The 26555-nt window shown below is 68.6% G+C and carries 18 protein-coding genes and 1 pseudogene; 4 read left to right on the plus strand and 15 right to left on the minus strand.

What is annotated here, in order from left to right:
• Positions 1–3 precede the first annotated feature (3 nt).
• The 9 genes and pseudogenes from ACIQ5Y_RS21560 to ACIQ5Y_RS21600 all read right to left on the minus strand — a co-directional run bounded on the left by ACIQ5Y_RS21560 (position 4) and on the right by ACIQ5Y_RS21600 (position 15148).
• Positions 4–579 carry a flavoprotein gene (locus ACIQ5Y_RS21560; RefSeq protein WP_403882590.1) on the minus strand — a complete coding sequence of 192 codons (576 nt, stop codon included), beginning with the start codon at positions 577–579 and terminating at the stop codon, positions 4–6.
• A gap of 273 nt (positions 580–852) precedes the next feature.
• Positions 853–1038, minus strand: a pseudogene (locus ACIQ5Y_RS21565) (CorA family divalent cation transporter); the annotation flags it as partial.
• 336 nt (positions 1039–1374) lie between these two features.
• Positions 1375–2637 carry a TIGR02679 family protein gene (locus ACIQ5Y_RS21570; protein ID WP_403882593.1) on the minus strand — a complete coding sequence of 421 codons (1263 nt, stop codon included), beginning with the start codon at positions 2635–2637 and terminating at the stop codon, positions 1375–1377.
• Positions 2634–6866: a TIGR02680 family protein gene (locus tag ACIQ5Y_RS21575; RefSeq protein ID WP_403882596.1), complete on the minus strand. Its 4233-nt coding sequence runs from the start codon at positions 6864–6866 to the stop codon at positions 2634–2636. Before ACIQ5Y_RS21575 ends, ACIQ5Y_RS21570 begins: the two co-directional genes overlap by 4 nt.
• Positions 6863–8188 carry a TIGR02678 family protein gene (locus ACIQ5Y_RS21580; protein ID WP_403882599.1) on the minus strand — a complete coding sequence of 442 codons (1326 nt, stop codon included), beginning with the start codon at positions 8186–8188 and terminating at the stop codon, positions 6863–6865. The genes ACIQ5Y_RS21575 and ACIQ5Y_RS21580 overlap by 4 nt, the downstream gene beginning before the upstream one ends.
• Positions 8185–9807, minus strand: a complete 1623-nt coding sequence (locus ACIQ5Y_RS21585; RefSeq protein WP_403882602.1) for a TIGR02677 family protein — start codon at positions 9805–9807, stop codon at positions 8185–8187. The genes ACIQ5Y_RS21580 and ACIQ5Y_RS21585 overlap by 4 nt, the downstream gene beginning before the upstream one ends.
• A gap of 144 nt (positions 9808–9951) precedes the next feature.
• Positions 9952–11772 (minus strand): hypothetical protein, encoded by a 1821-nt coding sequence (locus ACIQ5Y_RS21590; protein WP_403882605.1) that lies wholly within the window; start codon positions 11770–11772, stop codon positions 9952–9954.
• A gap of 272 nt (positions 11773–12044) precedes the next feature.
• A complete protein-coding gene (locus ACIQ5Y_RS21595; RefSeq protein WP_403882608.1) occupies positions 12045–13817 on the minus strand; it encodes a hypothetical protein in 1773 nt (590 codons plus the stop codon).
• 191 nt (positions 13818–14008) lie between these two features.
• A complete protein-coding gene (locus tag ACIQ5Y_RS21600) occupies positions 14009–15148 on the minus strand; it encodes a magnesium and cobalt transport protein CorA (protein WP_403882611.1) in 1140 nt (379 codons plus the stop codon).
• 141 nt (positions 15149–15289) lie between these two features.
• Here ACIQ5Y_RS21600 and ACIQ5Y_RS21605 point away from each other — a divergent pair, with 141 nt between their 5' ends.
• Positions 15290–16402 carry a winged helix DNA-binding domain-containing protein gene (locus ACIQ5Y_RS21605; RefSeq protein WP_403882613.1) on the plus strand — a complete coding sequence of 371 codons (1113 nt, stop codon included), beginning with the start codon at positions 15290–15292 and terminating at the stop codon, positions 16400–16402.
• A 118-nt stretch (positions 16403–16520) separates the two neighbouring features.
• Positions 16521–18062: an AMP-binding protein gene (locus ACIQ5Y_RS21610; protein WP_403882616.1), complete on the plus strand. Its 1542-nt coding sequence runs from the start codon at positions 16521–16523 to the stop codon at positions 18060–18062.
• 176 nt (positions 18063–18238) lie between these two features.
• On the opposite strand, the gene ACIQ5Y_RS21615 is transcribed toward ACIQ5Y_RS21610, so the two are convergent.
• Together ACIQ5Y_RS21615 and ACIQ5Y_RS21620 are read right to left on the minus strand one after the other, a co-directional pair.
• Positions 18239–18727: a glutathione peroxidase gene (locus ACIQ5Y_RS21615; RefSeq protein WP_403882619.1), complete on the minus strand. Its 489-nt coding sequence runs from the start codon at positions 18725–18727 to the stop codon at positions 18239–18241.
• Positions 18728–18840: 113 nt separating this feature from the next.
• On the minus strand, positions 18841–19737 hold the full coding sequence (locus ACIQ5Y_RS21620; protein WP_403882622.1) for a hypothetical protein: 897 nt from the start codon (positions 19735–19737) through the stop codon (positions 18841–18843).
• Between the two features lie 256 nt (positions 19738–19993).
• Between ACIQ5Y_RS21620 and gcl the strand changes: the two genes are divergently transcribed.
• A complete protein-coding gene (gcl, locus tag ACIQ5Y_RS21625) occupies positions 19994–21781 on the plus strand; it encodes a glyoxylate carboligase (protein WP_403882625.1) in 1788 nt (595 codons plus the stop codon).
• A gap of 161 nt (positions 21782–21942) precedes the next feature.
• Here gcl and ACIQ5Y_RS21630 read toward each other — a convergent pair whose 3' ends face one another.
• Positions 21943–22239 carry an RICIN domain-containing protein gene (locus tag ACIQ5Y_RS21630; RefSeq protein ID WP_403882628.1) on the minus strand — a complete coding sequence of 99 codons (297 nt, stop codon included), beginning with the start codon at positions 22237–22239 and terminating at the stop codon, positions 21943–21945.
• Positions 22240–22599: 360 nt separating this feature from the next.
• Between ACIQ5Y_RS21630 and ACIQ5Y_RS21635 the strand changes: the two genes are divergently transcribed.
• Entirely contained in the window at positions 22600–24117 is a 1518-nt protein-coding gene (locus tag ACIQ5Y_RS21635) for an APC family permease (protein WP_403882631.1), read from the plus strand.
• A 20-nt stretch (positions 24118–24137) separates the two neighbouring features.
• On the opposite strand, the gene ACIQ5Y_RS21640 is transcribed toward ACIQ5Y_RS21635, so the two are convergent.
• Genes ACIQ5Y_RS21640 through ACIQ5Y_RS21650 form a run of 3 tightly spaced genes read right to left on the minus strand, consistent with a single transcriptional unit; the run spans position 24138 to position 26260 of the window.
• Positions 24138–24542, minus strand: coding sequence for a hypothetical protein (locus ACIQ5Y_RS21640; protein WP_403882633.1), 405 nt, complete (start codon positions 24540–24542; stop codon positions 24138–24140).
• Positions 24535–25377, minus strand: a complete 843-nt coding sequence (locus ACIQ5Y_RS21645; RefSeq protein ID WP_403882636.1) for a heavy metal-binding domain-containing protein — start codon at positions 25375–25377, stop codon at positions 24535–24537. The genes ACIQ5Y_RS21640 and ACIQ5Y_RS21645 overlap by 8 nt, the downstream gene beginning before the upstream one ends.
• Position 25378: 1 nt before the next feature.
• Complete coding sequence (locus tag ACIQ5Y_RS21650; RefSeq protein ID WP_403882639.1) at positions 25379–26260, minus strand: heavy metal-binding domain-containing protein; 882 nt, start codon at positions 26258–26260, stop codon at positions 25379–25381.
• Positions 26261–26555: the final 295 nt, after the last annotated feature.

Raw genomic sequence — 26555 nt, forward strand, 5'->3', positions numbered from 1 at the left:
GGGTCAGCGTTGTGGTCGGTCAGCGTTGGGATCCGGGTACTCAATCGCACGGTCGGGCTTGTGGATCCGGACCATCTCCTCCTGAAGCGCTGTCCACGGGAAAGGGCTGGTCTGGTCTGCGGGGAGGAACTGAACCCCCCACTCTCGGAGGCCGGACATTGCCCGTACGTACGCAGGGTGCGCTCCCAGTTTGGGATTCGTCCACGGCACCACGAGTACGGGCACCCCTCCACCGACCGCCTCATTGATCACGGTGAGCGCCAATGTGTCTGCGATCCCGGCTGCGAGTTTCGTGATCGTATTGAACGATGCCGGCGCCACAGCGACCATGTGCGCGTGCGGCAACTCTCTCGCGTCATGCGGGTCCAAGTCCCAGCGCGCTGCCCGGCCTGAGTACTCATCGACCTCGTTGAGATCCAGGAATCGGCGTCCTACCGGGCTCAGGATGACGTAAGGATCCCATCCGTCGTTACCCAGTGCTGCCGCGAACCGAGGTAGGTCCTGGGTTGGACGTGCCCCACACCCGATGATGTGCACTACTGAATTCATGGTCGACCACCTTTGCTTCAGGGTGATCATGCCGCTGAGAATGTCCCGGGGCACGTCAGCGCGATATTGTCTTCCTATATTTCACCCATTCTGAGGACCGGCAGTCGGACCTGTCACCCAACCGTGCGGCAGACCCCGGGTGCCTGAGGTCGGGCTGCATCAGACGGGCGGAACGGCGGGTGAGGGTGAAGTGGCTCGCTCCCCAGCGGAGTGGATTCCCCCCCCAGATTCCCCCCAGGCCCTCGAAAGTGACCTTCTTGGTCGTTCGTGAATGTGAAGTTGATCAATGGAGTGGGCTACTGTCTATAGCCAGTCACGCTTCTTGAAGATGACATACAGGCTCACGCAGACCACTGCCATCAGCAGGATTGCGAAGGGGTAGCCGCCTGCCCACTTCAGCTCCGGCATGTCCTCGAAGTTCATGCCGTAAATGGTGCCGACCAGGGTGGGGGCGAAGAGGATGGCGGCCCAGGAGGAGATCTTCTTGAAGTCGTCGCCCTCGCGGCGCTGACCTGCGAGAATCGGCCGGACAGGCGCTCTGACCTGCGACGACCCGGCTTTCCGGCCCTTTCGCCGTACTGCCGATCGATGCGGCCGATCCTCCCCAGCCGCTCCCCAAGGGGCTTCATTCTCCCCAGACTCTCCCCAGCGGGGAGCGTTCGGAGACGACTTGGTGGTGCTCAGAGCGCGGCGGTCCGCGGTGGCGGGCTGGAGCGTGTCGTCCGGCTCGTACGGGTCCGGCGGTGCCTGCCTGTGTGCCAGTGCGGTGGGGGCCTGCCACGTTCCTGCTCCCCGACGAGAGCGTCGTTCGTTGGCCGCCCATGGTCACGCCAAGTCCGCCACGAGCAGGTCGAGCGTGGCTTCCTCGTGGAGGGCTATGCCGAGCGCGGCCATGGCTGGGGCGAGGCCCGGGTCCCAGTCCGCGGTGGTCGGTGGGCCGGTGAGCGGGTGCTGTGGGACGTTGCGGGCTTGGGTCTGAGCTGCGAGCTGTTCGTAGTCTTCGGCGCCCATCCGCCATGGCTCGGCGCGGTAGCGCTGGACCACGCGGTTGGCCAGAGCTATGCCCGGCCAGTCGAAGTCGCCGTGGTAGGCGAAGCGGCAGCCGGTGGCCGCGAGGGCGTCGAGGAGGGTGAGGACCACTGTCGCGGCACTCCCCGAGGTGCACACCAGAGGTTGTGAGCAGGCAGCGTCGGCTGCGGCCTCCACCACGCGTGGGTTCTCACAGATGCGGATGAGGGTGCCGGCCGACAGCGAGAGCCGCAGGGCGTGCAAGTCGCGCAGGGTTAGGTGGGTTTCCACGTGGTGGACCGCTCGTTCGTACAGGGAGCGTTCCCGCCAGCCTCCGCCGTCGGGGCGCAGGCCATAGGCGAGCACAGTGCTGGAGACCTCGTCCGGCGTGACGGATGCGAGCCGCCACAAGGCGCGGCGTCCGGCCGCGTCGTCGGGGAGCTCGCTGTCGTGGGCGAGGGCTATGCCCCGTTGGACGAGGCGAGCGAGCCAGGTCCCGTCGTCCAGGCCGTGGGCCGATCCGGTGGCTTCGGCGGCGAGGTCGCCCCGCCCCCAGGCGCTGGCCCGCCCGGGACCGAAGAGCAGGGTAAGGACGTGGACCGCCTGCTCGAGGGTACGAACCGCTGTTGCGGGTGTTACACCGTTGGGCACGCCCGTGCGGCGCAGCCCGTCGTACCATCGCCAGGCCCAATCCTCGTTGGTGAGTTGGCAGCCCTCCAGGGACGAGGCGAGTGAGGACCACACCTGATCGCGCCGTGCCTGGGCCTCCGTCCGAGCGGCGCGGCGGTCGGTGAGGGGCGGTCCGAGTTCCTGGAGGACGTCCCTGAGACCGAGGCCGGCGGCCGAGGACCGCAGCCGGGTGTCGAGTGAGTCGAGCTGCACCGTGGCGGTGGCTCCCGTGATCGGCTTACCGAGCAGGAGCGACAGGTCGTTCCTCTCCTGTACTGCCAGTCCTGACAGCCGCACCGAGCCGGTGGCCTGAAGCCCATTGCCCTCCAGGCGCTTGCGCGCTGATTCCCAGAGCCGAACGAGTCCCGGCCCGGCCAGCCAGTCATGTGTGGTGGCGGGGATCCGGCTCATACGGACACCAGGCGCCGGTGCCGGCCGTTCCAGGTGTAGTGCAAGGTGGCGACCCCGCGTGCGTGCGGGTCGCGGAGGCACTCGTAGATGTGCAGGGAGGGCACCTCGGGCCAATTGCCCATGAGTCTCTCGCTGGTGAGGACGAAGTCGAGGTCGAGGTCGACCAGGATGCGGCCGAGCCGGCCATGGGTGGGTTCGTCGACCTTGGCGAAGGCGTCGTCCAGGAGGATCAGCCGGGGAGCGTGCGGTGCGGACTCGCCGAGGGTCGTGAAGTGGGCGGCGGCTGCAGCGAAGAGCACGAGGTAGGAAAGCACGCGCTGTTCACCCTGGCTGAGTCCGGTGCGTCCGGTGAGCTTGCGTTTGCGGCCGGGGACGGCGTCCTCGACCACGAAGGTGTGGAAACGGAACCAGTCGCGGTAGTCCAACGCGGTGCGCAAGTGGGCGGCGTACCCGGCTGACGGATCGGTCCGGCGGGCGTCCTCGATCCGGCGCTGCAGCACCTCGCGCAGCTGCTCGCCCTGCTCACGGGTGCGCAGGCTCGAAGGACTGCGCAGTAGCTCGACGGCTGCCCGCACGTCGGCGTCGACGTCCTCGTCCAGCTTCCACTGCAGCTCCACGCCGAGCCCGTGTGAGGTCCGCACGGTCTTGAGCGTGTCGTTCAGTGCGGAGACGAGGTTGGCGGCGGTGACGACCTGCGTTGACAAGTGGTCGCCGAGTTCGCCAGTGAGGAAGCGCTGGAAGACCTCGCTCTCACGCTCGGTGAGCCGTCCGCGGGCTTCGGCGGCCCGATCAGCGATGCGTTCGCCGACGACGGCGACGTCATGCGGACCGTGGTCGTCGACCAGGCGGCAGATCTTGATCCCTGCGAGTTCCTCGAGTTGCGCGTCGTACCCGCCGGCCAACTGGTCGCGCAGTGCCGTGTGCCCGTTGAGGAGTGTGCTGTCAGAAACTTCCTTCCTCGAACGGTCGAGACCGCCCCGCACTGCATCGGCCAGCTCGCGCAGGGACCGGATGCGGACACGGACATCCGCGCCGGGGTCGTCCAACAGCAGTGTGGGTAGGGAGGAACGGTCGAGCCCGGCGCCACGGATTACCTCCGGACGACCGACCGCACTGCGTAGGGTGCTTCCGGCGGTGATGACGGCCGTCTGCTGTTCCAGCAACTCTTCGAGACTTCGCTTCTCGTCCTCCTCCGCGCGGACCCTCTGGTCGCGGAGGTCGTGGTGTCCCCGTTCGGCTCCCGGCAGCGCCTGGGCGGCGGCCGCGACGCGCTGCTTGGTCTCCTCTTCGCGGCTGAGGATCTCCTCTTCGGAGGAACCGATGGCTTCTTCACGGGTACGGAGGTCCTGCTGGGCCGAGCGCAGTTCGCCGAGTCGGAGTCCGTAGCTTTCCGCTGCCTCCAGGCGGTCGTGGCGGGCTCGTTCGTACCTCGTGTGACCCGCCCGGTGCCTGTCCAGCCCGTCGGCCACGCCGCAGATAGCCCGGCACATGCGTCCAATCCCGTCGAGCAGGGTTGCGAGGGCGGTTCGTACGCGATCCAGGGCGTCGGAGTCGGTGGGGAGGTCGTGGGCTGTTGCGGTTCCCTCTGCTTTGCTACGGGCGGCCACGGCCTCGGCACGTGCCTCCTCGGCCAGGCGTGCCGCCTTCGTCGCCTTGGCGGTCAAGTTCCGCAGGGCTTTCTCCCCGGAGTCGAGCTCGTGCCAGGCGCGGGTGAGTGACTGCGGCCGGGGGAAGTCGCGTTCTGCCGATGCCAGGTCCCGGCGGATGGTGTCGAGCCCGCCGAGTTGCCTGCGGTAGTCGGACAGCCGCTTCTCCGCTTCCGCCCACCGAACCTCCAGTTCGGCGATCTTCCGCCGTCGTGTCTCGGCTCGTACGGCGGCGCCCACGTACTCGGCACCGTCCTTGGAATGCCGGCCGCGGAGCGGGCCGAGGCGCCAGCTGCCGTCGTAGTACACCGCGCTGGTGGTGGCGACTTCCTGAGCTGGGGCGAGGGCGACGGCGGACAGGAGGTGTTGGACCCGTTCGCGTGCGATGCCGCCCTCCGGTTGCGCGGCGGGGCGCAGCGCGGCGGCCAGAGTCGAACCGTCCGGCAGTACGGCACCAGGCTGGAACAGGACGTCCCGCGTCAGGGGATCGAGGAGCGTTCCGTCCGAGGTCACCCAAGCGTCCAGAACCCCGCTCGCTTCGAGCGCTGCCTCCAGGCCTGCCCGGTCGGCGGAGGACAGGCCGTCAGCGAAGTCCACCAGCCGGTAGAAGGGCGCTCCGGTACTTGGATCGCGCTCGGCGGTGCGATGGTACGGGATGGGCGGCTCCGGATCGGTTCGCCGCTCCCACTCCTCCTTCTCCCTGGTCAGAAGGTCGCGTTCTTCGGTGAGTCGGGCTACGTGCAGCGCGAGGGTGTCCCGCTGTTGAGTCAGTTGCACACCGTACGGCTCCAGCACCGTCAGGGCGGTGCGCTTAGTCTGCCCGTCGATGTCGGGTGGCAGCACCCGCTCCGCGAAGGGGGCCTCCGGCGAGGTCTCACAGGCGACCGTCGCACGGACAGGATGCAAGGGAGGGCAGTCCGGGTCGGCCACGGCCCGGACGTGCTCCAGCCAAGCCTCCACCCGACGGAGGTAGCCACCGCTCTCCTCGGCTACCTTCTCCCGAAGGCCTTCGAGGCGGCCCGCAGCATCCTCCGCCTCCTCTTCAAGCCGTTCATGTTCGGCATCCGCAACAGCTGCCTGCCCCCGTGTCTCCACAACCTGTGCTACCAGGCCGACCACCTCTTGCACCGTCCGGGTCCGGTGCTTCACCACCGTGCCGGCGTCTTCCAGCTGTCCTCGCCAGGACCGCAGGGCGGATTCCGCCGCCGTGGCGTCCACGGCGATCACCCGTTGGTGCCGCACGATGTGGACTTCTGCGTCAGGCCCCGTGAGTTCCGCCGCCGAAGCTCCGGCCACATCCGTTCGGGGCAGGCCGACAGTCTCGCCGAGATGGCCTGTGGGGAGTCCCGCCTTCTCGGCCTGCACCACGAGCTCGCGATGATCCGTACCTAGTTCGCCAAGGCGTTCGCCCAGATGCTCGATGCCCTCGGCCAGGCGGTCTGCCGCACCCTCTTCCGCGTCGTGCGCCTTGGCGAGCGCGGCGAAGGACGTTCCGGCCGCTGTGCCCAGGGCGCCGACCGTGGTCCGGCGCTCGGACAACTCTTCCAAACTGCGGTATGCGCTACTCGCACGCAGGGCGTCGAGCTCGGTCCGGGCGGCTTGCTCCTCCTCGTGCAGCGCGCGTAGAAGTGCTTCAGCCTCGGCTTCCCGTGCCTTGAGGGCGCCTGTCTTCTTCGCAGCCTCTCCGGCCTGCAGGCGTCGCTGCGCCAGGGCGTCCAGTTCTCCGTCGACCTTCTTCGCAGTCCTGAGCAGTACTCCGGACAGGTAGCTGCGGTAGTCGCCTAGGAAGGTGCGAAGGGCCCGGTCGGTGCGCTCCAAGCGGCCGAGCTCCTCTCGAACGGCGTCGAGGTCGTGGAGGTTGCGTGCGACTTTCTCCACTACGTCGTCGTCGAGTCCTGGCAGCGTCTCGCTCAGGAGGGAGGCGAGTCCGCCGGACTCGATCCGGTCCCCGACGGTGGGACGTCGCAGCCGGTGGAGGAGCTGTGTGAGGTTGCGGTACCGCGTTGCGTCGGTGATGCCGAACAGTTCACGGGCGACCCGCGAGCGGTGGTGGACGGAACGGTCCGTGACGTTCTCCGCGCCGACAGCCTCTTTGAGGCGATCGACTGGCAGGGGCCTACCTGCCTCAACCAGGCGGAAGTCCTCGCCGACCCGCAGCGGGGTGACGAAGAAGACCGGCACGGCCTTCTTCGTCGACTTCGATGCCCGGATGGCCGCCCCAAGAGTGAGGTATCGGTCACCACCGTCGTCCGTCGTCATGTGGAACTCGACCCACAGGTATCCGAGGCGGTTCGTCTGCTCGAAGCCGTCCAGCATCAGCCAGACGAGGCTCGTTCGACCCGTACCCGTGGCGTCCAGAGCGCGGGAGTCGCCGTCCAGTAGGTACGGGAGCAACATCTCCAGGGCCTTGGACTTGCCTGCCCCGTTCTTGCCACGTAGCAGCAGTCGTCCGTCGCCGAAGTCGAATTCCTGTTCGTCGTACTGCCAGACGTTGAGGATGCCTGCGCGGTGCAGGCGGAAGCGCGTGCCGGCTGCAGTGGCGGATCGCTGAAGGGGGATGGGGCCGTTCGCGCCCGGGGTCATAGCGGCAGCTCCTGCTGTATGTCGATGCCGGGTGTCGCTCCGGCGGGCCGGCGTTCGGTGACGTGTGTGGCGTAGCGCGCAGCCGCGGCGAGGAGTACCCAGTCGGTGCCGGCGGCGCGGGCGCCCAGCACGTCGGTCACGGAGCGGCCCTCCGGGAGCGCGTCGTCGTACCCCTCGGGCAACCCCTGGCCCGTGGAACGGAGCGTGCTGTCGGGAGCCACCAGCCGCATCCGGCTCAGCAGGTCCAGAACTGCCTTCCGCAATGAGGAGGGATCCTCAAGGTAGTCGCGCTGCCAGTTGCCGCGCTGCCCGTACTCGGTGATGAGCTCGGCCAGCAGCTCATCCACCAGGCCGTCTGGAACGGCGACCCCGATGACGAGCCGCCCGCCAGTTGCCGGATGCCCTGGCTCGGCAGGCCGCAGCCGTTCCACTAGGCGCTCCACCAGGAGGAGCGAGGCTTGGGCGACGGTTCCGGTGCCGGGCAAGTGCAAGTCCGTCAGCTCCTCCTCAGGGTCCACCAGCGCCACGCCCTCGCCGCGAATCTCCGCCTCGAGTCCTAGAAGCTCGGAGAACGCCTGGGCCTCGCGGCGTTGCCTGGTCCGTAGCCAGTCCCTCTCGGCATCGGTCAGCTCATCCAGGTACACGACGGGCGTTTCCACGAGCATCCGGCGCACATAGGTGCGGGGACCGCCGAACCCGGGGTCGGCAGCCCGCCTCACCAGGTCCGTCCCGTCCAGGCTCTGCGTGAGCGGACCGGCAACGATGATCCGGGCGATCTCCCGGTCCACCGTGATCAGGGCCTCGCCGCCTTCCTCCTGCACGAGCGATCCCACACTGCCTTCGGTCTCCGTCAGGACACCCCAGTCGATCAACTGGCGAAGGGCGGCGACCAGAGTCCGCTTCTCCACGGCGCGGCCCGTTTCCTCTAGCTTGACACCTGCGTCGGCTGCTGCGGCCCGGATGTCAGCGACCAGTTGGGAAAGCAGTATCTGTTCCGGGGCGGTCACCAGCACGGAAAGCGCGAGCGCGAGACAGGAGTAAGTACGCGGGGTGAAGGCGGTACCGGTGGATCGCTCCAGCCGGTGCCCTGCGCCGACGCCCAATCCGGCCTTGAACAGTCTGGCGTACGAGGCGTCGACCAGGAGTCGGTAGCCGAGTACCTGCTGGAACCGCTTGCCCAACCAGTCGGCGTGGCGGCGTATCAAGGGGAACAAGTCTGCGTAGGGGCCGACCGACGTCACCAAAGGGTGGGCAAGTAGCAGCCGACCAGCGGCACGGCGTTCGGTGGCCAGGGCCACGTCGTGTGCCGAAGGAAGCGTCACGACACACTCACCTCGACCTCACGTCCGGCCGGGCCGGCTGCACGTCCGATATCCAGCTCCAGGTCACCCAGCACGAGGTCGCCGTCGGCGGAGTGCAGCACCGTCTCCGCACCGGAGGAACGACGTACGGTGAGTCGGATGCCGAGCTCGGCATCCTCGCTCTGTGCGGCCTCCAGGTCGAACTCCTGTGCCTCGTCCAGGTCTCCAACTCCAGTGCGCCGCAGCCGAGCGTTCCCCAGTGCTGTCGCCAGCAGTTCCAGTAGCAGTCCGAGGGCCGCCGAGGTGAGGCGTACGTCTGCGAAGCGACCCGCAGCGCTACGCAGTTCGTCTGCGGCCGCCCTTCTGGCCTCGGCCTGTGCACGGGCGACCTCCTGAAGGTGCCGCTTTTGCGCCGAGTGGTTCTCCATGGCCGAGGCCCGGCCTCGCTGCGCCCGACTGCCCCGCTCGCGTAGCGCCACCGGCACCTCGACCACCGGGCCGTTCCACCAACTGGTGTACGCGGGAACCGCCTCGTCAGAGGCCGACGGGATACCCAGGTGGCGGGCGCCGTAGAGGCCGAAGGCAGCGACCGCGATGTCGTGCGCTTCCTCCGGAGCTGCCTCGTCGAACCATCGGGCGAGCCGAAGGAGGTCCTTGCGCCTCGACATCTCCCCCGAGGCCGAGCGCAGCATCCGCTTGGCGTTGGCCAGCAAGGACTGAAGCGCGCGCATGGTGGCATCACGCAGCTGATCGACCTGGCTTCCCTGCCCGTCAACGTCGGTGAACCAGCCGCGGAGCCCCTCCCAATCGGCCTTCTCCCGGCCCCGGCTGCGCTGCACCCGGACCTCGGGCTGGCCGCCGGCCCCCGGAACCCCTGACAAACCGCGGGCGTGGGCGTCGAGGCGCTCCAGGAGGCCAGGGAGGTGCGGCCACAGAAGGTCGAGGATCGACGCGATTCGAGGGGCGCGGAAGGCCACGTCCTCCCTGATCGCCTCGACGTAGTCGAGCAGCAGTTCCTTGAAGCCCTGGTACTCGGCGCTGTCCAGGTCGTAGCGCGCCAGGACCTGACCGAGGTAGGCATAGAAGTCCCGCACGGAGTCCGCGAACTCGGTGAACTGAACGAACAGCGTGCTGACTCGCTCCAATGCGTTCTGCGGCTCTACCCCTCCGGGCTTTTGGACCAGCTCGCTCAGTTCGCGTAGTCCGCGCTCTACCAGCGCCAGCAGCTCGCTGCTCACCTCGCGGGCGGCGTCCGCCCCGGCCAGGACCTCGTCGGCGTCCCGCTGGATCCGCTCGCCCAGCTTCGACAGCTGGTAGCGGGACCGGGACCGCTGGTACTCGGTGATGCTCGACGCTTTCACCGAGTGACTGCTCCGTAGCAAGGCGCCCCAGTGCACCAGCCGCTCCAGCCGGGCGGTGAGTGTCTCTGCGTCCAGCGTGATCGTCGACCCACTGGACTCCGCCAGTTTCGTCAGCACGTCCGGCACCGCGAGGTCGGCAAGGAGGGTGCCGCAGAAGACCCGCATGATGGCTACGTACTCCAGCCGCTCTGGCGCACTGAGGTACGCGTATGCGTTCAGTCGCTGCCACGTATTGTCACGGTCGGTCTCTGATGATGAATCCCGCGCTTGCTCCCCCATGGCATTGAGACTACGCAGCGATAGTGGCGGTTTGCGGGGGTTCGGAGATGTTCTGTAGGGAGACACGCTGCGCAGAGTGGGGGATGCGACTCCAGCAGGCCGGTTGAGATCAGCGACGCACCCGCGCGCTGGGGGTGGGCGAGGTCATCTGCTGCTCGGTGGTGTAGGCCACGGGGTTGCACCGAGCGAAGCGTCGAGTACGTCTCCCAGGCGTAGCCAGGCTGTGGGCCCCGAGTAGGAGGCGGGACTCGAGGCGAAGCGGGCCCACGCGTCGTGATCGTCACCCAGGGTCCCGATCACGACCGCGGTGACGGCCTTGTGCGCGGACCTGAAGCGAGACTCTCCCCCGATCGTGAGAACGCTCCATGCGGGCAGTGCGCGAATCAGCTCTGCATCACAGGCCGGCAGGTCTAGTACTTCCCGAGTCCAGGCCTCTCGATGATTGGGGGAGCCACCGAGCCTGCCCCGGAGATCGATGGTGATGTTGAGCAGGGCGGTCCGGGGCTCCGAGTGGCGGGCCAGCACATCGGCGAAGGTGGGCTTTGACCGATGAGTCCGTGATGCGAAGGCGAGTAGCGTCTTCTCGATCAGATCGTCGTCTCCTGCGTGTCGCGTCAGATAGCTGTTCAGCACCTCGTCCGCTGCGCCGGCGAGATCTCGTACGGTGACGCTGCTCGGATCTCCGAGCGCGGACTTGCGGGTGGCTGTAGAAGGGTCGCCGATGATGCGCTCGATGGCCGAGCGCAGCTCCGAGAGCTCCCGCTCCCTTTTCAAGGCGGCATGGCCGTGGGTTCGCAGGTGTGTGTACGGGTCCGGGCGCGAGGCCTTGAGGATGGCACGCACTCGGGTCGCCACCTCGTCCGACACGGTAGGCAAGTGCAACAGCGTGGAGTGCACCCAGCGGAGGTCCGTAGGGCTTCCGTACTTCGCTTCCTCGTCGAGTTCCCACAGCATCAGGGCCGTGACGCCCGCCTCGGCGAAGCGCTGTCCCAGTGTGTGCAGCAGATCGTTCGACGAGCGCCAGGTGTGTGGTTCGCCGTAGCGGCTGCCGGCCTCGGTCGGGTTGAGGATGTGCCGCCAGCTGCCCTTCGCCGCACCCTCTACCCAGGAACTTGCGGCATGCACCCCGTACCGGCGAAAGAGCGGCCTGCCAGAGAAGTAGTTTTCGAGGTCCCGCCCACTCTCGGCTGTCAGCGTGGCGAGATCGTCGGCGAAATGAGCACGCACCTCTTCCTCCGAAGTGCCGTCCCGCAGCCTCTGGCATACACGCGTGACCAGGACTCGGTTACGGAACTGTGCGAGGTCATCGGCCGCGATCTCCTCCAAGAGGTCCGGCTCGACATCCCAAGGCAGGGTGCCGAGGAGATGCATCCGGATCACATAGTCGGCAGGCGAGCCGTGGGCCCAGTCGAGGAGTTGCCGATGGCGTGACGTGTGGTGGGACACCACTCCTCCCCACATCGTCTCCCACGCCCTCCGCGCGGCGTCGAAGGCGTCGTACGAGGAGTCCGCCCCCTCTTGCTCGCCGATCTCTTCCAGGCTGGGGAACACCGGCAGTAGATCGAGGGCGGCAGCGAACACATCCTCGTGGAGGTCCGGCTGCCGCAGGACCACCTGAGCATTTCCCGGTTCCTTGAGTAGTGCCGGTGTCATGGGTTGGTTGTCCGGCCCTCGGCGCCGCAGCTCGGACACGATCCCTCGGGCCACCAACTCTGTGCAGGTTGCATGACCGAGACGGCTGAGCTGGGGGACGGAACAACGGCGGAGTGCCTCTTTGCGCTGCTCTTCGGTGCACGAGTTGTGAGAGATGGCAGTTGAAGCGAGTTCCAGTGAAGGCCCGAGGTGGTACTGATCCTCTCGGACCTGGTCCATGTCGCGGTCGATGGCGGCCTGCAGCAACCACTGGGGGGCAGCCTCCCTGAGAGACCCACGCAGCAGTGCCAACATCAAGTCGTCGCGTGCCATGCCCTCCGGCATTGTGCGTACACGCTCAACGGTCGCACGAGTCGGAGGCGAATCGGGACCGGCCACAGAGACGACGGCACGAAGAAACTCAACAGGAAGCCCCGAACGCGGCTCAGTCCCACTCAATGCATCCCCCATCAGGTTCGCGAACTCTCTGCCCATCGTGTCGGACGGGTCCGACAAGCGAGGCTGTAGTCGGCAACAGCCAGTCGCGCTACTGAAGATGACGTATGGGCGAGAGTGATCTCGCACCAATTTCGCAAGGTCATGCTTCAGGTGTCCGAATCAGCTGTCTGTGGTACGAGCACGGTGACAATCTTGGCTGAGATCCATCTGCCTGAAGCGATCTGCGTCTCCCCGACACTGACAGGGTGGAGCAGCATCTGCGTCGCCGCCAGTACGGCCAGTACGGCGCTGCGGACACCAATGGCCGGCGCCAGGCTCTGGTAGAGATTCAACAGTTTGGCCGCTTCCCTGGCCAGAATTCTTCCTTCGAACCAGTCCTCGTCGTTGCGTGCCTGCTTGATGCCGCTGAGGACGCCGAGGACATCCTCGGGGTTCCAGCTGTCAGCCGTCGACAGCCACATGATCAGCTGCGCGAGCGGGTCATCGGCAGCGACCTCGAAGGGCTGCGGGTTCACGCACTGGGCAGACACTTCACGACGGGGTTCCGGAAGGCTTTCTTCCAGCTCCACCAAGCTGGTCTCGATCGGATGCAGGTTCAACACGTTGTAGAAGAGCGTTCGGGTCATCGCCGCGAGGCCGAGGCCTTGCACCTCGCCGAAGGGCTTGATCTCCCAGCCTGGCTCGTCAACCGCCCGCAGGGCATGTCCTTCGAACTGGTTGAGGGCATGGGTGCTCAGGTTGGCCCGCGGTGCCTGCGGGTTCTTCTGTGCAGCTTCTGCCGCGCCTCGAGTCACCCGCCACACGAGGTTGTAGACCTCCCCCAGGGGACGGCATTCAGTTACCTTGCCCATCGCTGTCCTGAGCCGTGCCACGTGATTGTCCGGTACTGCCGGCAGCCGTACTTCCTCAAGTCGGTGGCCGAAGTAGCGCAACCCTTCCGCAACCAGCAGCTCGTGGGCAACCGCCAGAAGCTCGCCCTGCTCGTCCGCCGTCATGCCCGTCGGAGCCAGCGCAGCGGCGAGATGCTCGTCGAGCCCCTCCACGGCCTTGGCCATACTCGTTCCGATGGGCGCGAAGTAGCGAGCCGCTGTGGGATAGAACTCGTGCGTCAGCTTGGGCTGGGGAATTGCGCCGCCGACGTCACCCCCAGCCTCACGCACAGCATCCTCGAAGGAAGCCGGCTCCCACACCACCGCACTTGCGGGGGTCGACGGATGGATAGCGATGACGGATGCTCGCACCAACGACCCGAGGAGCTCGGAGATCTCTTCGCTGTTTGGGTGCAGCGGTACTGGCCAAGAGCCCACACTCCTGAACGGATCCGATGCGGGCGCGTATCGCAGGAGCGCGAAAGCCCCGATCATCTCCCGGATCCCGGCCGTCGGCAGCTCCTGCGAAACGGAAGGAAACACGACGGGATACTCGGCGACCATCTCGTCCAACTGCTGCTGATGCCACCGGGACCGAGCCTCAGCAATGACCCGTTTAGCCGTCTCCGCCTCCTTTTGCTTCTCCCGCCTGGCCTTGCGCGCCGGATTCAGCACCACCTGCACTGCCGCCAGCAAAGACTCCTTGCAGTCGACGCAGTCCTGCTCCTCGCCGTCGCACAACTGCTGAAAAGCAGTGCGCGAAGTAAGGCTCAGCGGCCCTCCACACTTCACGCAGGCCACTCCCTCCACCACGGCCCGCACCCCGGCGGCGGCGACGGCATAGATCTGCCGACCCCAACCACATGTGTCGATCTGAGCCGTCTTCTCACACCACACCGCCGTCCCGAGCTCAGGGTGGAACCCGGCCAGGGCCCAGTAGCGCTCTCCAATGGAAACAAGCTCAGCATCAGCACCCGCCACCGGCACCAAGGTGGGGATGAGGGCAGTATGCGCGTCGGAGTTCGAGCGCACGTCGGGGGAATCAGTCACAACGATCAGCCTATGCAGCCGTGGCTCGGCCAGCCTCCGGATCAGCCGCCCAAGCCGGGCTCCGCCGACATCTGTGACCGACTGCTGGGGAGCCGGCACACCGCAACGTCCACGCAGTTGTACTGCTTCTTCCGATGGATGACCTGCGGCGTTCGCCGGTGCCTAGCTGATCAAGGATGTGGATCTGCTGGCTACAGCCAGTCGCGCTTCTTGAAGATGAGGTACAGGCTCGTGCAGACCACCGCCATCAGCAGGATCGCGAAGGGGTAGCCGCCCACCCAGTGCAGTTCTGGCATCACCTCGAAGTTCATGCCGTAGATCGTGCCGACGAGGGTGGGTGCGAACAGGATGGCGGCCCACGAGGAGATCTTCTTGATCTCCTCGTTCTGTTCGAAGCCGGCCTCCGCCAGGGCACGCATTTCCGCGTTCTGTTGCTGGGAGACCAGGGTGGCGTTCACCGTCAGGATTTCCGTGAGGGCCTGGCGGAAGCCGTCGACGCGTTCGCTGGTGTGCGTGACGTGGTCCGCCACGTCGCGGAGGTAGCGCTGGAGTTCCTCGTCCGTGCCGTACTTCGCGAAGCCGGCCATCAGGCCGTGGAGCATGCCGACCAGGGGGCGGGTGGCGCGCTGGAACTCGACCATTTCGCGGGAGAGTTCGTAGATGCGGCGGGATACCGCCGGGTCGCCGCGGAAGACTTCCGTTTCGATCTCGTCGATGTCGGTCTGGACGCCCTCGACGACGGGGGCGTAGCCGTCGACCACCGCGTCGAGGATCGCGTACAGGGCGGCCTCGGGGCCCAGGGAGAGGAGTTCCGGGGTCTCCTCCATGCGGTGGCGGACGGTGGAGAGGTCCGGGGCGCCGCCGTGGCGGACCGTGATCAGGAAGTCCGGGCCGACGAAGACGTGAAGTTCGCCGAATTCGACCTCCTCCTGGGCGTCGAGGTAGCGGGCTGCGCGCAACACGACGAAGAGGGTGTCGCCGTAGCGCTCCAGCTTGGGGCGCTGGTGGGCTTCCAGCGCGTCCTCGACGGCGAGTTCGTGGAGGTTGAACTCGGCGGCAAGGGAGTGGAGTTCGGGTTCGGTCGGACGGTGCAGGCCGATCCAGGCCATGCCGTCGGGTTCCTCGCGCAGCCGGCGGAAGGTGTCGGCCAGGGTGGTGGGGGAGGCGATGCGGAGGCCGTCGCGGTAGACGGCCGAATCGATCACGCTGCGGTGGTTCGGGGGAGCGGACGCGGGCGCCCCCGGTGGGGGCGCGGGCGGGGAGGCGGGGCGGCGCCGGCCCGTCCGCTTCGCGGCGGACGGCGAGGGGCGACGGTCTGGGCGCTCCGACATCGCAGTTCTGCTCCCGGGCGGACGTGTGTGGTTCTGGGTTTGAGGGCAATGGGCAGGATATCGGGTGAAAGGGGGAGGGGGTGGGGGTGGGGTGGGGAGTTGCGGACAGTGGGTGTCCGCAAGGGGGGTTAGTTTGCAGTCATGGCCTCCAGGACAGCACTTCCCGTACTCGGCACCCGCGCTCTGAACCGTGCCACGCTCGCCCGCCAGTTGCTGCTGAGCCGCGCCGAGATGTCCGCGCGTGACGCCGTCGCGCACCTCGTCGGGTTGCAGGCGCAGAACGTGAAGCCCCCGTACTTCCAGCTCCATGCCCGCCTCGCCGGGTTCCGGCCCGCCGAGCTGGCCGGGCTCATGGAGTCCCGCGAAGTGGTCCGCATGGTCACCATGCGCTCCACCATCCACACCCACACGGCGGACGATGCCCTGACCCTGCGCCCACTGGTCCAGCCCGCCCGGGACCGGGAGGTCAACTACTTCCGGAAGGGGTTGGTGGGGGTGGACCTGGACCGGCTGGCGGCACGGGCCCGTGCGTTCGTCGAGAGCGAGCCCCGCACCATGGCCGAGATCCGGGAGGAGCTGCTCAAGGAGTGGCCGGACGCCGACCCGCAGTCCCTGTCCGTCGCCGCCCGCTGCAGGCTGCCGCTGGTCCAGGTCACGCCGCGGGGGGTGTGGGGACGCGCGGGACAGGTCCGGCTGACCACGGTGGAGAACTGGCTCGGGCGGCCCGCCTCCGCGTCCTCCGCGTCGCAGGCCGTGGACGACGTCGTGCTGCGCTACCTCGCCGCCTTCGGGCCGGCCTCCGTCAAGGACATGCAGACCTGGGCCGGGCTGACCCGGCTGCGCGAGGCCTTCGAGCGGTTGCGGGACGGACTGGTCGTGTTCCGGGACGAGAACGGCGTCGAGTTGTTCGATCTGCCCGACGCGCCCCGGCCCGATGAGGACACGCCGGCTCCGCCCCGCTTCCTCCCCGAGTTCGACAACCTGCTCCTCTCGCACGCCGACCGCGGTCGAGTGATCACCCCTGAGGGGAAGGGGCGCTCCTGGACCGGCAATCAGGCCCACTGCGTGCTGCTCGTCGACGGGTTCCTCGCCGGACTCTGGAAGCTGGACGAGGGGCTGCTCACCGTCGAGCTGTTCGACGAGAAGCCGTCCAAGGCGCGGCGGGCGGAGATCGTCGCCGAGGGGGAGTCCGTGATCGAGGAGATGGTCGACGGGAGTGGGTCCGGCGTGCGGTTCGCGTCAATCCGGGGCTGACGGGGGCCTGGTGGCGATTCCCCCGTACGCGGCACGATGCCTGCCATGACGGCCGTCATTCGTTATCAATGGCAGCTGAGTGGTTCATGTCGTTGTCCCGTATACGCAGGAGAGAGCAATGCGGATTCCGATGACCGTCGCGGACTTCCTCGACCGGGCCGAACTGGGGTTCTCCTCCAGCCCGGGCGTGGTCGACGAGCCCGACCAGCCCGCCCCGCCGGTGCCCGTGTCGACGTACGGGCAGCTGGGTGACCGGGTCCGGGCCTGGCAGGCGGGGTTCGACCGGCTCGGTGTCGGGGAGGGCGAGCGGGTGGCCGTGGTCAGCCACAACTCGTCACGGCTGCTGGAGCTGCTGTTCGCGGTGCCGATGAGCGGCCGGATCTGCGTGCCGGTCAACTTCCGCCTCAAGCCCGAAGAGATCGAGTACGTGGTGCGGCAGAGCGGGGCCTCCGTACTGCTGGTCGACCCGGAGTTGGACGAGGCGCTCGCCGGCGTCACGGCGCGCCACCGGTTCGTACTCGGCGCGCAGACCGAGAGCGAGCTGATGCGCTTCGGCGTCGAACCGCGCCCCTGGTCGAGGCCGGACGAGGACGCCACCGCGACGATCAACTACACCTCGGGCACCACCGCCCGACCCAAGGGCGTACAGCTCACCCACCGCAACATCTGGGTCAACGGTCTGACCTTCGGGCTGCACACCCGCGTGTGGGAGCGCGACGTGTACATGCACACGCTGCCGATGTTCCACTGCAACGGCTGGGGAATGCCGTACGTGATGGCCGGCCTCGGCGTGAAGCAGGTCGTGCTGCGCAAGGTCGACGGCGCCGAAATCCTCCGTCGGGTGGAGGAGCACGGCGTCACGCTCATGTGCGGCGCACCGGCGGTCTGGAACGCGGTGCTCGACGCGGCGGCCGGCTGGGAGGGCGAGATCCCGGGCCGTGACCGCGTACGGATCGTCTGTGCGGGGGCACCGCCGCCGAGCAAGATGATCCAGCGGGTGGACGAGGTGCTGGGCTGGGAGTTCACGCAGATCTACGGGCTGACCGAGACCTCCCCGCTGCTCACCTTCAACCGCGCCCGGCCGTCCGACGCGGACCTGCCGGCGGAGGAGCGGGCGCACAAGCTGTCCCGCGCGGGACTGCCCGCGCTCGGGGTCAAGCTGAAGGTGTCGGAAGGCGGCGAGGTCCTGGCCCGCTCGAACGTCGTGCTCGACGGGTACTGGGACAAGCCCGAGGAGACCTCGGCGGCCCTGGAGGGAGGCTGGTTCCACACGGGCGACGGCGGCACGGTCGACGACGAGGACGGGCACCTGACGATCTCCGACCGGAAGAAGGACGTGATCATCACCGGTGGCGAGAACGTCTCGTCGATCGAGGTGGAGGACACGATCTTCAGCCACCCGGCGGTAGCCGAGGTCGCCGTCATCGGGGTGCCGCACGAGAAGTGGGGCGAGACGATCAAGGCCCTGGTGGTCCTCGCCGAGGGCGCGACGGCGGACGAGGCCGAGATCATCGCGCACTGCAAGCAGCGGATGGCCGGCTACAAGGCGCCGACCTCGGTCGAGTTCCGCGCCGCCATCCCGCGCACGGCCACCGGAAAGATCCAGAAGTTCAAGCTTCGGGAGCCGTACTGGGCCGGCCTCGACCGCGGGATCAACTGAGGGGCGGGTCGCGAGTCGGGCGTGGGTCGGGAGCCGGGCCGTGGGTCGGGAGCCGTTGTCGGCCCTCGGACGGTCCCCGTCGGCCGCCCGGCCGGCTCTCGGCCGTCGCTTCGCCGCGTGGAGCTCACCGCGGCCGACCCGGTCGGCCTGCGGTGATGCGCCACGGGCAGGGCGGGTCAGGCCGGCAGGTGAGCCTCGATCGCGGCGATGACCTCGGGGGCCTCGGGCTCGGTGCGCGGGCGGAAGCGAGCCACGACCTCACCGGCGGGGGAGATCAGGAACTTCTCGAAGTTCCACTGGATGTCGCCCGCCTCGCCGTCCGCGTCCGCGACCTTCACGAGCTCCTGGTAGAGGGGGTGCCGGTTCTCACCGTTGACCTCGGACTTCTCCAGCATCGGGAAGGTGACGCCGAAGCCGGCCGCGCAGAACGTCTGGATGTCCTCCGCGTTGCCGGGCTCCTGCTCGTTGAACTGGTTGCAGGGCACGCCGATGACGGTGAAGCCCTTCGCCTCGTACTTGAACTGCAGGCGGGCCAGTCCGGAGTACTGCGGGGTGAGCCCGCACTGCGAGGCGGTGTTCACCAGCAGGATCGCCTTGCCCTTGTGGGCCCCCAGGGTGGTGGGCTCGTCGCTCAGGGTGGTCAGCGGGATGTCGTACAGGCTCATCGGGTTCTCCTCGGCAGGAAGGAACGACTCAAAGGGATCGACGCGATCGACGTGATCAAGGTGATCAAGGTGATCGACGTGATCGACGTGATCGACGTGATCAAGGGGAAAGGCTAAGCTCCCGCGCCGATCAGCTCGTCCGCCGGGTCGTTCACCGGCTGCGGCATGCCCGTGAGGTCCATCACGAACAGCGGTATCCCCAGATCGTCGGCCCGGGCCCGGGCCGCCTCCGTATAGCCGGCGAGCGCGAAGTAGACGCTGGTCGCGGACGCCGTGAGTCCGTTCAGCCATACGCACTCCACCGCTCGCAGCCCGGCCGGAGCGGTGGTCGGGTCCACCTGGGCGACCAGGCCCGGAGCCCGCAGGTCCACGGCCGCCGAGGGAATCGGGCGCCCGTCGGGCTGTCGTACGTCCTGGAAGCCCAGCCAGCGCAGGTACAGCGCGGCCGTGGCCACCGCGTCCCGGGCCGTACGGATGGTCACCGGGCGGAAAGCGGGGCGCGGCACCGGCACCGGCACCGGCTGGGGGACGGTGTGGGGCGGCGGCGATGCCTGATCCGATGCCTGCTCCGACGACGGTGGCGCGTCCGGGGCCGACGGCCGCTGCCCGGCGGCGGCTCCGCCGCCTACCGGGCCCGCGCCCGGGTCCGTGGACGCGTCCGAGGATGCGTCCGAGGGCGCCGCCCCCGCCCCGCCCTCCGCACTCCCGCCGCGCGCGTCCGGCCGCCGGGCCGGTGCCACGCCGCCCACCGGGTGCACCGGCAGCCGCACCACCGTGCCGCACGAACCGCACCCCAGCTCCGGATGCGGCCACTCGCTCTCCCTGCCGCAGGACTCGCACCGCACCGCCACCCAGCTGTCCGACCAGGTGCGGTGCGTCAGCGGCAGCGGTGGCGCCGACAGGTCCAGCGGCGGGTGGACCGGGCTCCCGCAGGCGCAGGGGAAGACCGGGGCGGTGTAGCCGTTCTCGCGCAGGCACGCCGGGCAGCGCACCGGTACCGCTTCCGCCATGAGACCTGGACCCCCTCCGTCGCTGTGCGTAGGTCCATGCTCCACCACCGGCGACCGCCGGGGCGAGTGACGGGCCATTTCCGGTCGACGGCTCGGTCATTTGTGTAAGTCACCGAGCGAGACGCGGCTTTTGGTGGCATCCGTGCCGCCCCGCCGCCTTGACGTGGGAGGACCCGCCGCTTAGCTTGTTCCGTATAGCAGAACAAAACTTCCGGATGACGGAAAAGCCTGACCGCCACACCCGCAGGAGAACCTGATGCCTCGTATGACAGCCGCCGCTGCTGCAGTTGAGATCCTCAAGCTTGAGGGTGTCGAACAAGCGTTCGGCGTGCCCGGTGCTGCGATCAACCCGTTCTACCGCGAGCTGAAGAACGTGGGCGGGATCGCCCACACCCTGGCCCGTCACGTCGAGGGTGCCTCGCACATGGCCGAGGGTTACACCCGCGCCAAGGCCGGCAACATCGGCGTCTGCATCGGTACCTCGGGCCCGGCCGGCACCGACATGATCACCGGCCTGTACTCCGCCATCGCGGACTCGATCCCGATCCTCTGCATCACCGGTCAGGCTCCGGTCTCGAAGCTCCACAAGGAGGACTTCCAGGCCGTCGACATCGCGTCGATCGCCAAGCCCGTCACCAAGGCCGCCACGACGGTCCTCGAGGCCGCGCAGGTCCCCGGTGTCTTCCAGCAGGCGTTCCACCTGATGCGCTCCGGCCGTCCGGGCCCGGTCCTCATCGACCTGCCGATCGACGTCCAGCTGACCGAGATCGAGTTCGACCCCGAGACCTACACCCCGCTGCCGGTCTACAAGCCGCAGGCCAGCCGCGCCCAGGCCGAGAAGGCCCTCGGGTTCCTCCTCGAGGCCGAGCGTCCGCTGATCGTCGCCGGTGGCGGCATCATCAACGCCGACGCCTCCGACCTGCTGGTCGAGTTCGCCGAGCTGACCGGCATCCCGGTCATCTCCACCCTGATGGGCTGGGGCACCATCCCGGACGACCACGAGCTGGCCGCCGGCATGGTCGGTGTGCAGACCGCCCACCGCTACGGTAACGCGACCTTCCTCGAGTCGGACACCGTCATCGGTATCGGTAACCGCTGGGCAAACCGTCACACCGGTTACAACCTGGACGCCTACACCAAGGGCCGCAAGTTCGTCCACGTCGACATCGAGCCCACCCAGCTCGGCAAGATCTTCGCCCCGGACTTCGGCATCGCCTCCGACGCCAAGGTCGCCCTGGAGCTCTTCATCGAGGTCGCGAAGGAGTGGAAGGCCGAGGGCAAGCTCCCGGACTTCTCCGCCTGGGCCGCCTCCGCGCAGGAGCGCAAGGCCACCCTGCAGCGCCGTACGCACTTCGAGAACATCCCCATGAAGCCGCAGCGCGTCTACGAGGAGATGAACAAGGCGTTCGGCCCGGAGACCCGCTACGTCACCACCATCGGTCTCTCCCAGATCGCGGCCGCGCAGTTCCTGCACGTCTACAAGCCGCGCCACTGGGTCAACTGCGGCCAGGCCGGCCCGCTCGGCTGGACCATCCCGGCCGCCATCGGTGCCGCCACCGCGCAGCCCGAGACCCCCGTCGTCGCCCTCTCCGGTGACTACGACTTCCAGTTCATGATCGAGGAGCTGGCGGTCGCCGCCCAGCACAAGGTCCCCTACGTCCACGTCCTCGTGAACAACGCCTACCTGGGTCTGATCCGCCAGGCGCAGGGCGGCCTCGGCATCAACTTCGAGGTCAACCTCGAGTTCGAGAACATCAACACCCCGGAGCTCGGCGTCTACGGCGTCGACCACGTCAAGGTCGCCGAGGGCCTGGGCGTCAAGGCCATCCGCGTCACCGACCCGGACAAGCTGGGCGAGGCCTTCGAGGAGGCCAAGAAGCTGGCGCAGGAGTTCCAGGTTCCGGTCGTCGTCGAGGCCATCCTCGAGCGCGTCACCAACATCGCGATGAGCAAGACGGTCGACATGAGCGACGTCACCGAGTTCGAAGAGCTCGCGACCGAGCCGGGCCACGCCCCGACCGCGATCAAGCCCATCCAGGCCTGATCCCCCCCCCCGCAGCACCAGCAGTAGCCGGCGGCCCCCGCTCCTCCTTCCCGGGAGGGGCGGGGGCCGCTCTGCGTTCCGTGGGGCGGGACGCCCGTGTCCCAGGCAGGAAAAGGGGGCCATGGCTCGGTCGAAAGGCCGAGCCATGGCCCCCGTCATGTTCAGTAGGTCAGATACCACACCTGGTCGGCGAAGTCCTTGCAGTGGTACTGGAAGGGGTTCGTGCCGTTGTTCGTGCCCTGAGAGACGAGGCACTTGCCGTTGTTGGTGTTCATCAGCCGGAATGTCGTGCCGTTGTCGTACCAGCCCGTATACCACTTCTGGTCGGCGAAGTTCGCGCAGTTGTACTGGAACGGAATGGTGCCGTTCTCGCCGCCCTGCAGCACGAGGCACTTACCGCTGTTGAGGTTCCTCAGTTGGTAGGGGCCGTAGACCGCGTCGGCGGCGGCCGGGGCCACTGCCGAGCCGGCCAGGTCCTGCTTTGTGACAACTGACTCCGAGCCCTCGCTGAACTGCGCCGGGGCGGGGTGGGAGCCGCTGAAGCGGTGCCCGTGAACGCGGTGCGCGTTTGCGCGTCGTCCCCGCGAACTTGCCGACGCCGAAGAAGAGCGGGCGCGCGACGGGGGCCGCCGAAACGGGGCCGAAACAGACGTCGTCCCGGCGCCGGTCCGCCGCCTGGTCCTGTACGGCTCGTCCGTTCGGGCCTCCGTCACGTGCGTCGGCCGTCACCGCCCGCGCCGGGGTGGCCCTGCCGAGGACACTGGCCGGGGTCCTGCCGCTGCCGTGGCAGGCAGATGGCGAGAGCGGGGTGGCCGGGGTTGGCGCGGGCTCTTACGGGCGGGCAGGACGGACACGGCGGAGACAGCGGCGACGGCGGCGACAGGCGGTCCGTCGGGACCGAGGCCGCCGCGGGCGATGTCGAGCGCGGGGGCTACCGGCAGGAGCTGAAGCGCACCCTGGGTCCGTTCCAGGTGTTCGCGATCTCGTTCGCCTTCATCTCGGTGGCGGTCGGTGTCTTCGGGACGTACGACGACGTCCTCCGGAACGCGGGACCGGTGGGGATCTGGCTGTGGCTGATCGCCGCCGCGGGGCAGACCCTGGTGGCGCTGGTGGTGGCCCAGTTCGCGGCCCGCATCGCGCTCAGCGGCTCCTCCTACCAGTGGGCCTCGCGGCTGGCCGACCCGCGAACCGGGTGGTGGTTCGGCTGGCTGACCTTCTGCTTCCTGTCCATCGCCGTCCTCGCGGTCGACAACGCGCTGGCGAGCCAGGCCTTCATGCCGCTCGTCGGTATGGCGCAGGACGAGGGCACCGCGCGGGTGATCACGCTGGTGGTGCTGCTCGTCCAGGCCGTCGTCGCCATCGCCTCGACGCGCCTGGTCGGCTGGATCAACTCGGCGGCGGTGGGGCTGGAGGTGGCGCTCGTCGTAGTGGTGGCGATCGCCCTCCTCGTCGTCGTGCTGGTGACGGGCGACGGCGAGGCGGCCAACCTCACCTCGCGCGGCGTCACCGCGGACGCGCCCGACTACTTCGCCGTCGGCGGCGGGCTGATGGCGGCGATGATCATGGGTCTCGCCACGCTCGTCGGCTTCGATTCCGCCGCCAACCTGGCAGAGGAGGCCAAGGACCCCCACCGCGTCGTTCCGCGGGCGATCGTGGGGTCGGTCGTCGCCGCGGGGATCCTCGGGATGCTCTTCCTGATCGCGCTCACCGTCGCCATCGAAGACGTGGCGCGTATCAGCGCCGACGGGTCGCCGGTCGCGGCGATCATGCGCGAACGGCTCGGTCCGGTCGCCGAGAAGGTGCTCCTCGTCGCGGTCTCGTTCGCGTTCTTCGGCGCCGGGATCGTCACGATGGTCTCCTGGTCCCGGCTGATCTACGCGATGTCGCGCGACGCACGCTTCCCCGGGCACCAGGTGATGCGGAAGGTCGACCCCCGCACCCGGACGCCGGTCCCGGCGACGCTGCTGATCCTCGCGCTCGGGTGCGTCCTGATGGTCGCACTGCCCGGCCAGGCCCTGCTGGAGCTGATCACCGCGTCGACGATCCTGCCGGCCCTGATCTACGGCGCGATCATCGTCCTCTACCTGGCCGTGCGCGGGCGCCTGGGCCGCCAGGAGGGCGCCTTCGACCTCGGCCGCCTGGAACTGCCGGTGGCGGTCTGCGCGCTGCTCTGGACCCTGCTCGCACTGTTCGTCCTCGTGACGCCGAAGGAGGCGGTGGTCCCCGTCGTGGTCGTGGGCGGCCTGCTCGTGCTGGGAGGGCTGTTCTTCCTCGGCATGCTGGTCTTCGACCGCGAGGCGCTGGACACCGAGCCGGGGGAGGACTCCTTCCGGTAGGGCGCGTGCGCAGGCCCCGGTCAGGTCAGGAAGCGCTCCAGGGCCTCGCGGGCGCGGGCGTTGGAGGCGGCGGCCTCGGCGAGGCCGCGGGCCAGGGCGTCGATCCACTCGTCCAGGCCCACCGGGCGCCGCGACAGCACGATGCCCCGCACCTCGTGGCGGATCTCCCCGGTCGTTCGCCCCCCGTCCACCCGCAGTGACAGCCGCTGCTCGCCGAGTACGACCTCCAGTTCGGCGACGGCGCCCTCACGCCCGGCCAGGCGCTGCGCGAGGGACCGCCTGCGGCCGACCCGCACGGCGCCGGGCGGCAGGGACTCCGCCAGCGTCGCCGACAGCACCCCGGTGTAGAGGTCCAGGTCCGCGCTGTCCCGGCGCAGCGCCGCCGCCAGCAGCTCCACCTCCATGGCAGGCACCTCCTCAGGCATCGAGGCTCAGCACCATGGCCGGCCGGTCGATGACGTGGTCGTCGCGGAGCGGGCGCACCGCCGTCCCGATGGCGAAGAACTCGGTGGTGTGGCTGCCCCACGAATGCGTGTGCTGCCTCAGCTGCACCGCGACGATCCCCTCCGCCTCCAGGGCCCGCCCCTCCGCCTGCATGCGGCTCATGGCCAGCTCGCGGGCCTCGTAGAGGGCCTGGGTGAAGGGTTCGAGCTCGACGTTGCGGCCGGCGTTGTTCAGGACCTGGGAGAAGCGCTGGTGCGCCACGTGGTAGACGCACGACCCCATGACGAGGTCCAGCGGGGCGTACCCGGCCCGGATCAGCGTCCAGAAGTCCTGGCCGGACAGGTCCGAGGTGAACGGCTTGCCCTTGTTGTTGAGCCAGGTCCCGCCAGGCCCGGGGTCCGCCCCGGCCGCCTTCACGGCCGTGCCGACCGCGATGAACTCGGCGATGTCCGAGCCGAACTCCTTGAACTCGATGTCCAGCCGAACCCCGACGATCCCGTCCGCCCCGAGCGCGCTCGCCTCCGCCTCCATCCGGCTCATCGCCAGCTCGCGGGCGTGGTACATGGCCTGCGACAGCTTGGTCAGCTCCTGGTTCTTCGACCAGCGGCCCAGCTGGATCCCGACGTGGTAGACGGAGCAGCCGAGGACCAGGCCGAGGGGGCGGAAGCCCGCTTCGCGCACCAGTAGGAACTCGTTCACCGTCAGGTCCGAGGTGAACATCCGCTTCTGCTCGCCCGGTTCGAGGCGCGCCAGACGCCGCATCGCGTCCTCGGACAGCCCTTCGCCACCCGGTTCCGGTCCCGTCATCCCGTTCATGTCAGCGCTCGTCCCCCAGTCTCATGATGGTCAGTGGTCTCAGCCCGGCAGGCCGTTCGGAGCGGCCGAACCGGGCGATGGAGGTGCCGATGAGGACCGCCTCCGCGGTGAGGTCGCGAGAGCCTTCGACGGAGGAGCACTCGCTCTCGTCCACCTTCAGTTCCACCTCGTCCACCACCACCCCGTCACCGCCGTGCTCGGCCGCGTTGAAGGCGAGGTGATGGCGGGCGTTCCGGCGGACCCGGTTGATCAGCCGGGTGTAGCAGTCGACTTCCTGGTTCCCGGTGAACCGGGGGAGCAGGCGGGTGCCGCGCCAGTCGTCGTGCCCGATGGCGAGGGAGATGCCGAAGGCGAGGCCGGTGGGCACCCACCCGGAGTGGATGAGCCTGGCGAAGTCCTGGCCGTTCAGGTGCGAGGTGAAGGGCCGGCCCGGCCGGACGCGCGACCGGGCGCGGACCGCGGTGGCGCGTACGGTGAACTCCACGCCACCTGCCGGGAAGCGGCCGGTGTGCAGGCCCACCCCGACGATCCCGTCACCGCCGAGCGCGACGCATTCGGCCACGGCGCGGGACAGTGCCTGCCTGCGGGCCGTGTACAGGGTCCGCTGTAGTCCGGACAAGGAGGGAGTCCACGCCGCTTGCAGCAACTGCGGTGCGGGAGCAGCCCACTTGGAGGAGGACAGGGCGTTGAGGTCGGTGGCGTACGGCGAGCTGTCCGGGCAGCTCCAGGGGCCGGTGTACCCGATGTTGAAGACGGCCGTGCCGAGCACCTGCCCGACCGGCTCAAAGCCGGCCCCCTTGACCGCCGCGAACTCCTCATGAGGCAGTGCCGAGTTCCAGGTGCCGGCGGTCCCGGGCGGAGCGGCATCAGGTCGGTGTGTCATCGTCCGTCAGCTTATGTGACCACGAGGACCCGGGTCAGGATCTTGGTCAGGATCTTGCCGGGAACGACAAAGCGCCGAGTCACGGGACCGTCCGTGACTCGGCGCTCTGGTTGTTACCGCCCGACGGTGCGAGGCTGGCGCGACAGGACGTTCGCACCGCCGGGCGGAGTAGGAGGCTCCTTCGCCTCGTGCAGGGGACTCTGTGCGTAGCCCCTGCACGAAGAGAAGGAGTTGGATGGGACCGTGGCGAACGGCGACGAGAACTCCGGCTTCGTCTCCCTCAGGTCAAGAGACG

It is taken from the genome of Streptomyces sp. NPDC096339 (assembly GCF_044762985.1).
Lineage (GTDB): Bacteria > Actinomycetota > Actinomycetes > Streptomycetales > Streptomycetaceae > Streptomyces.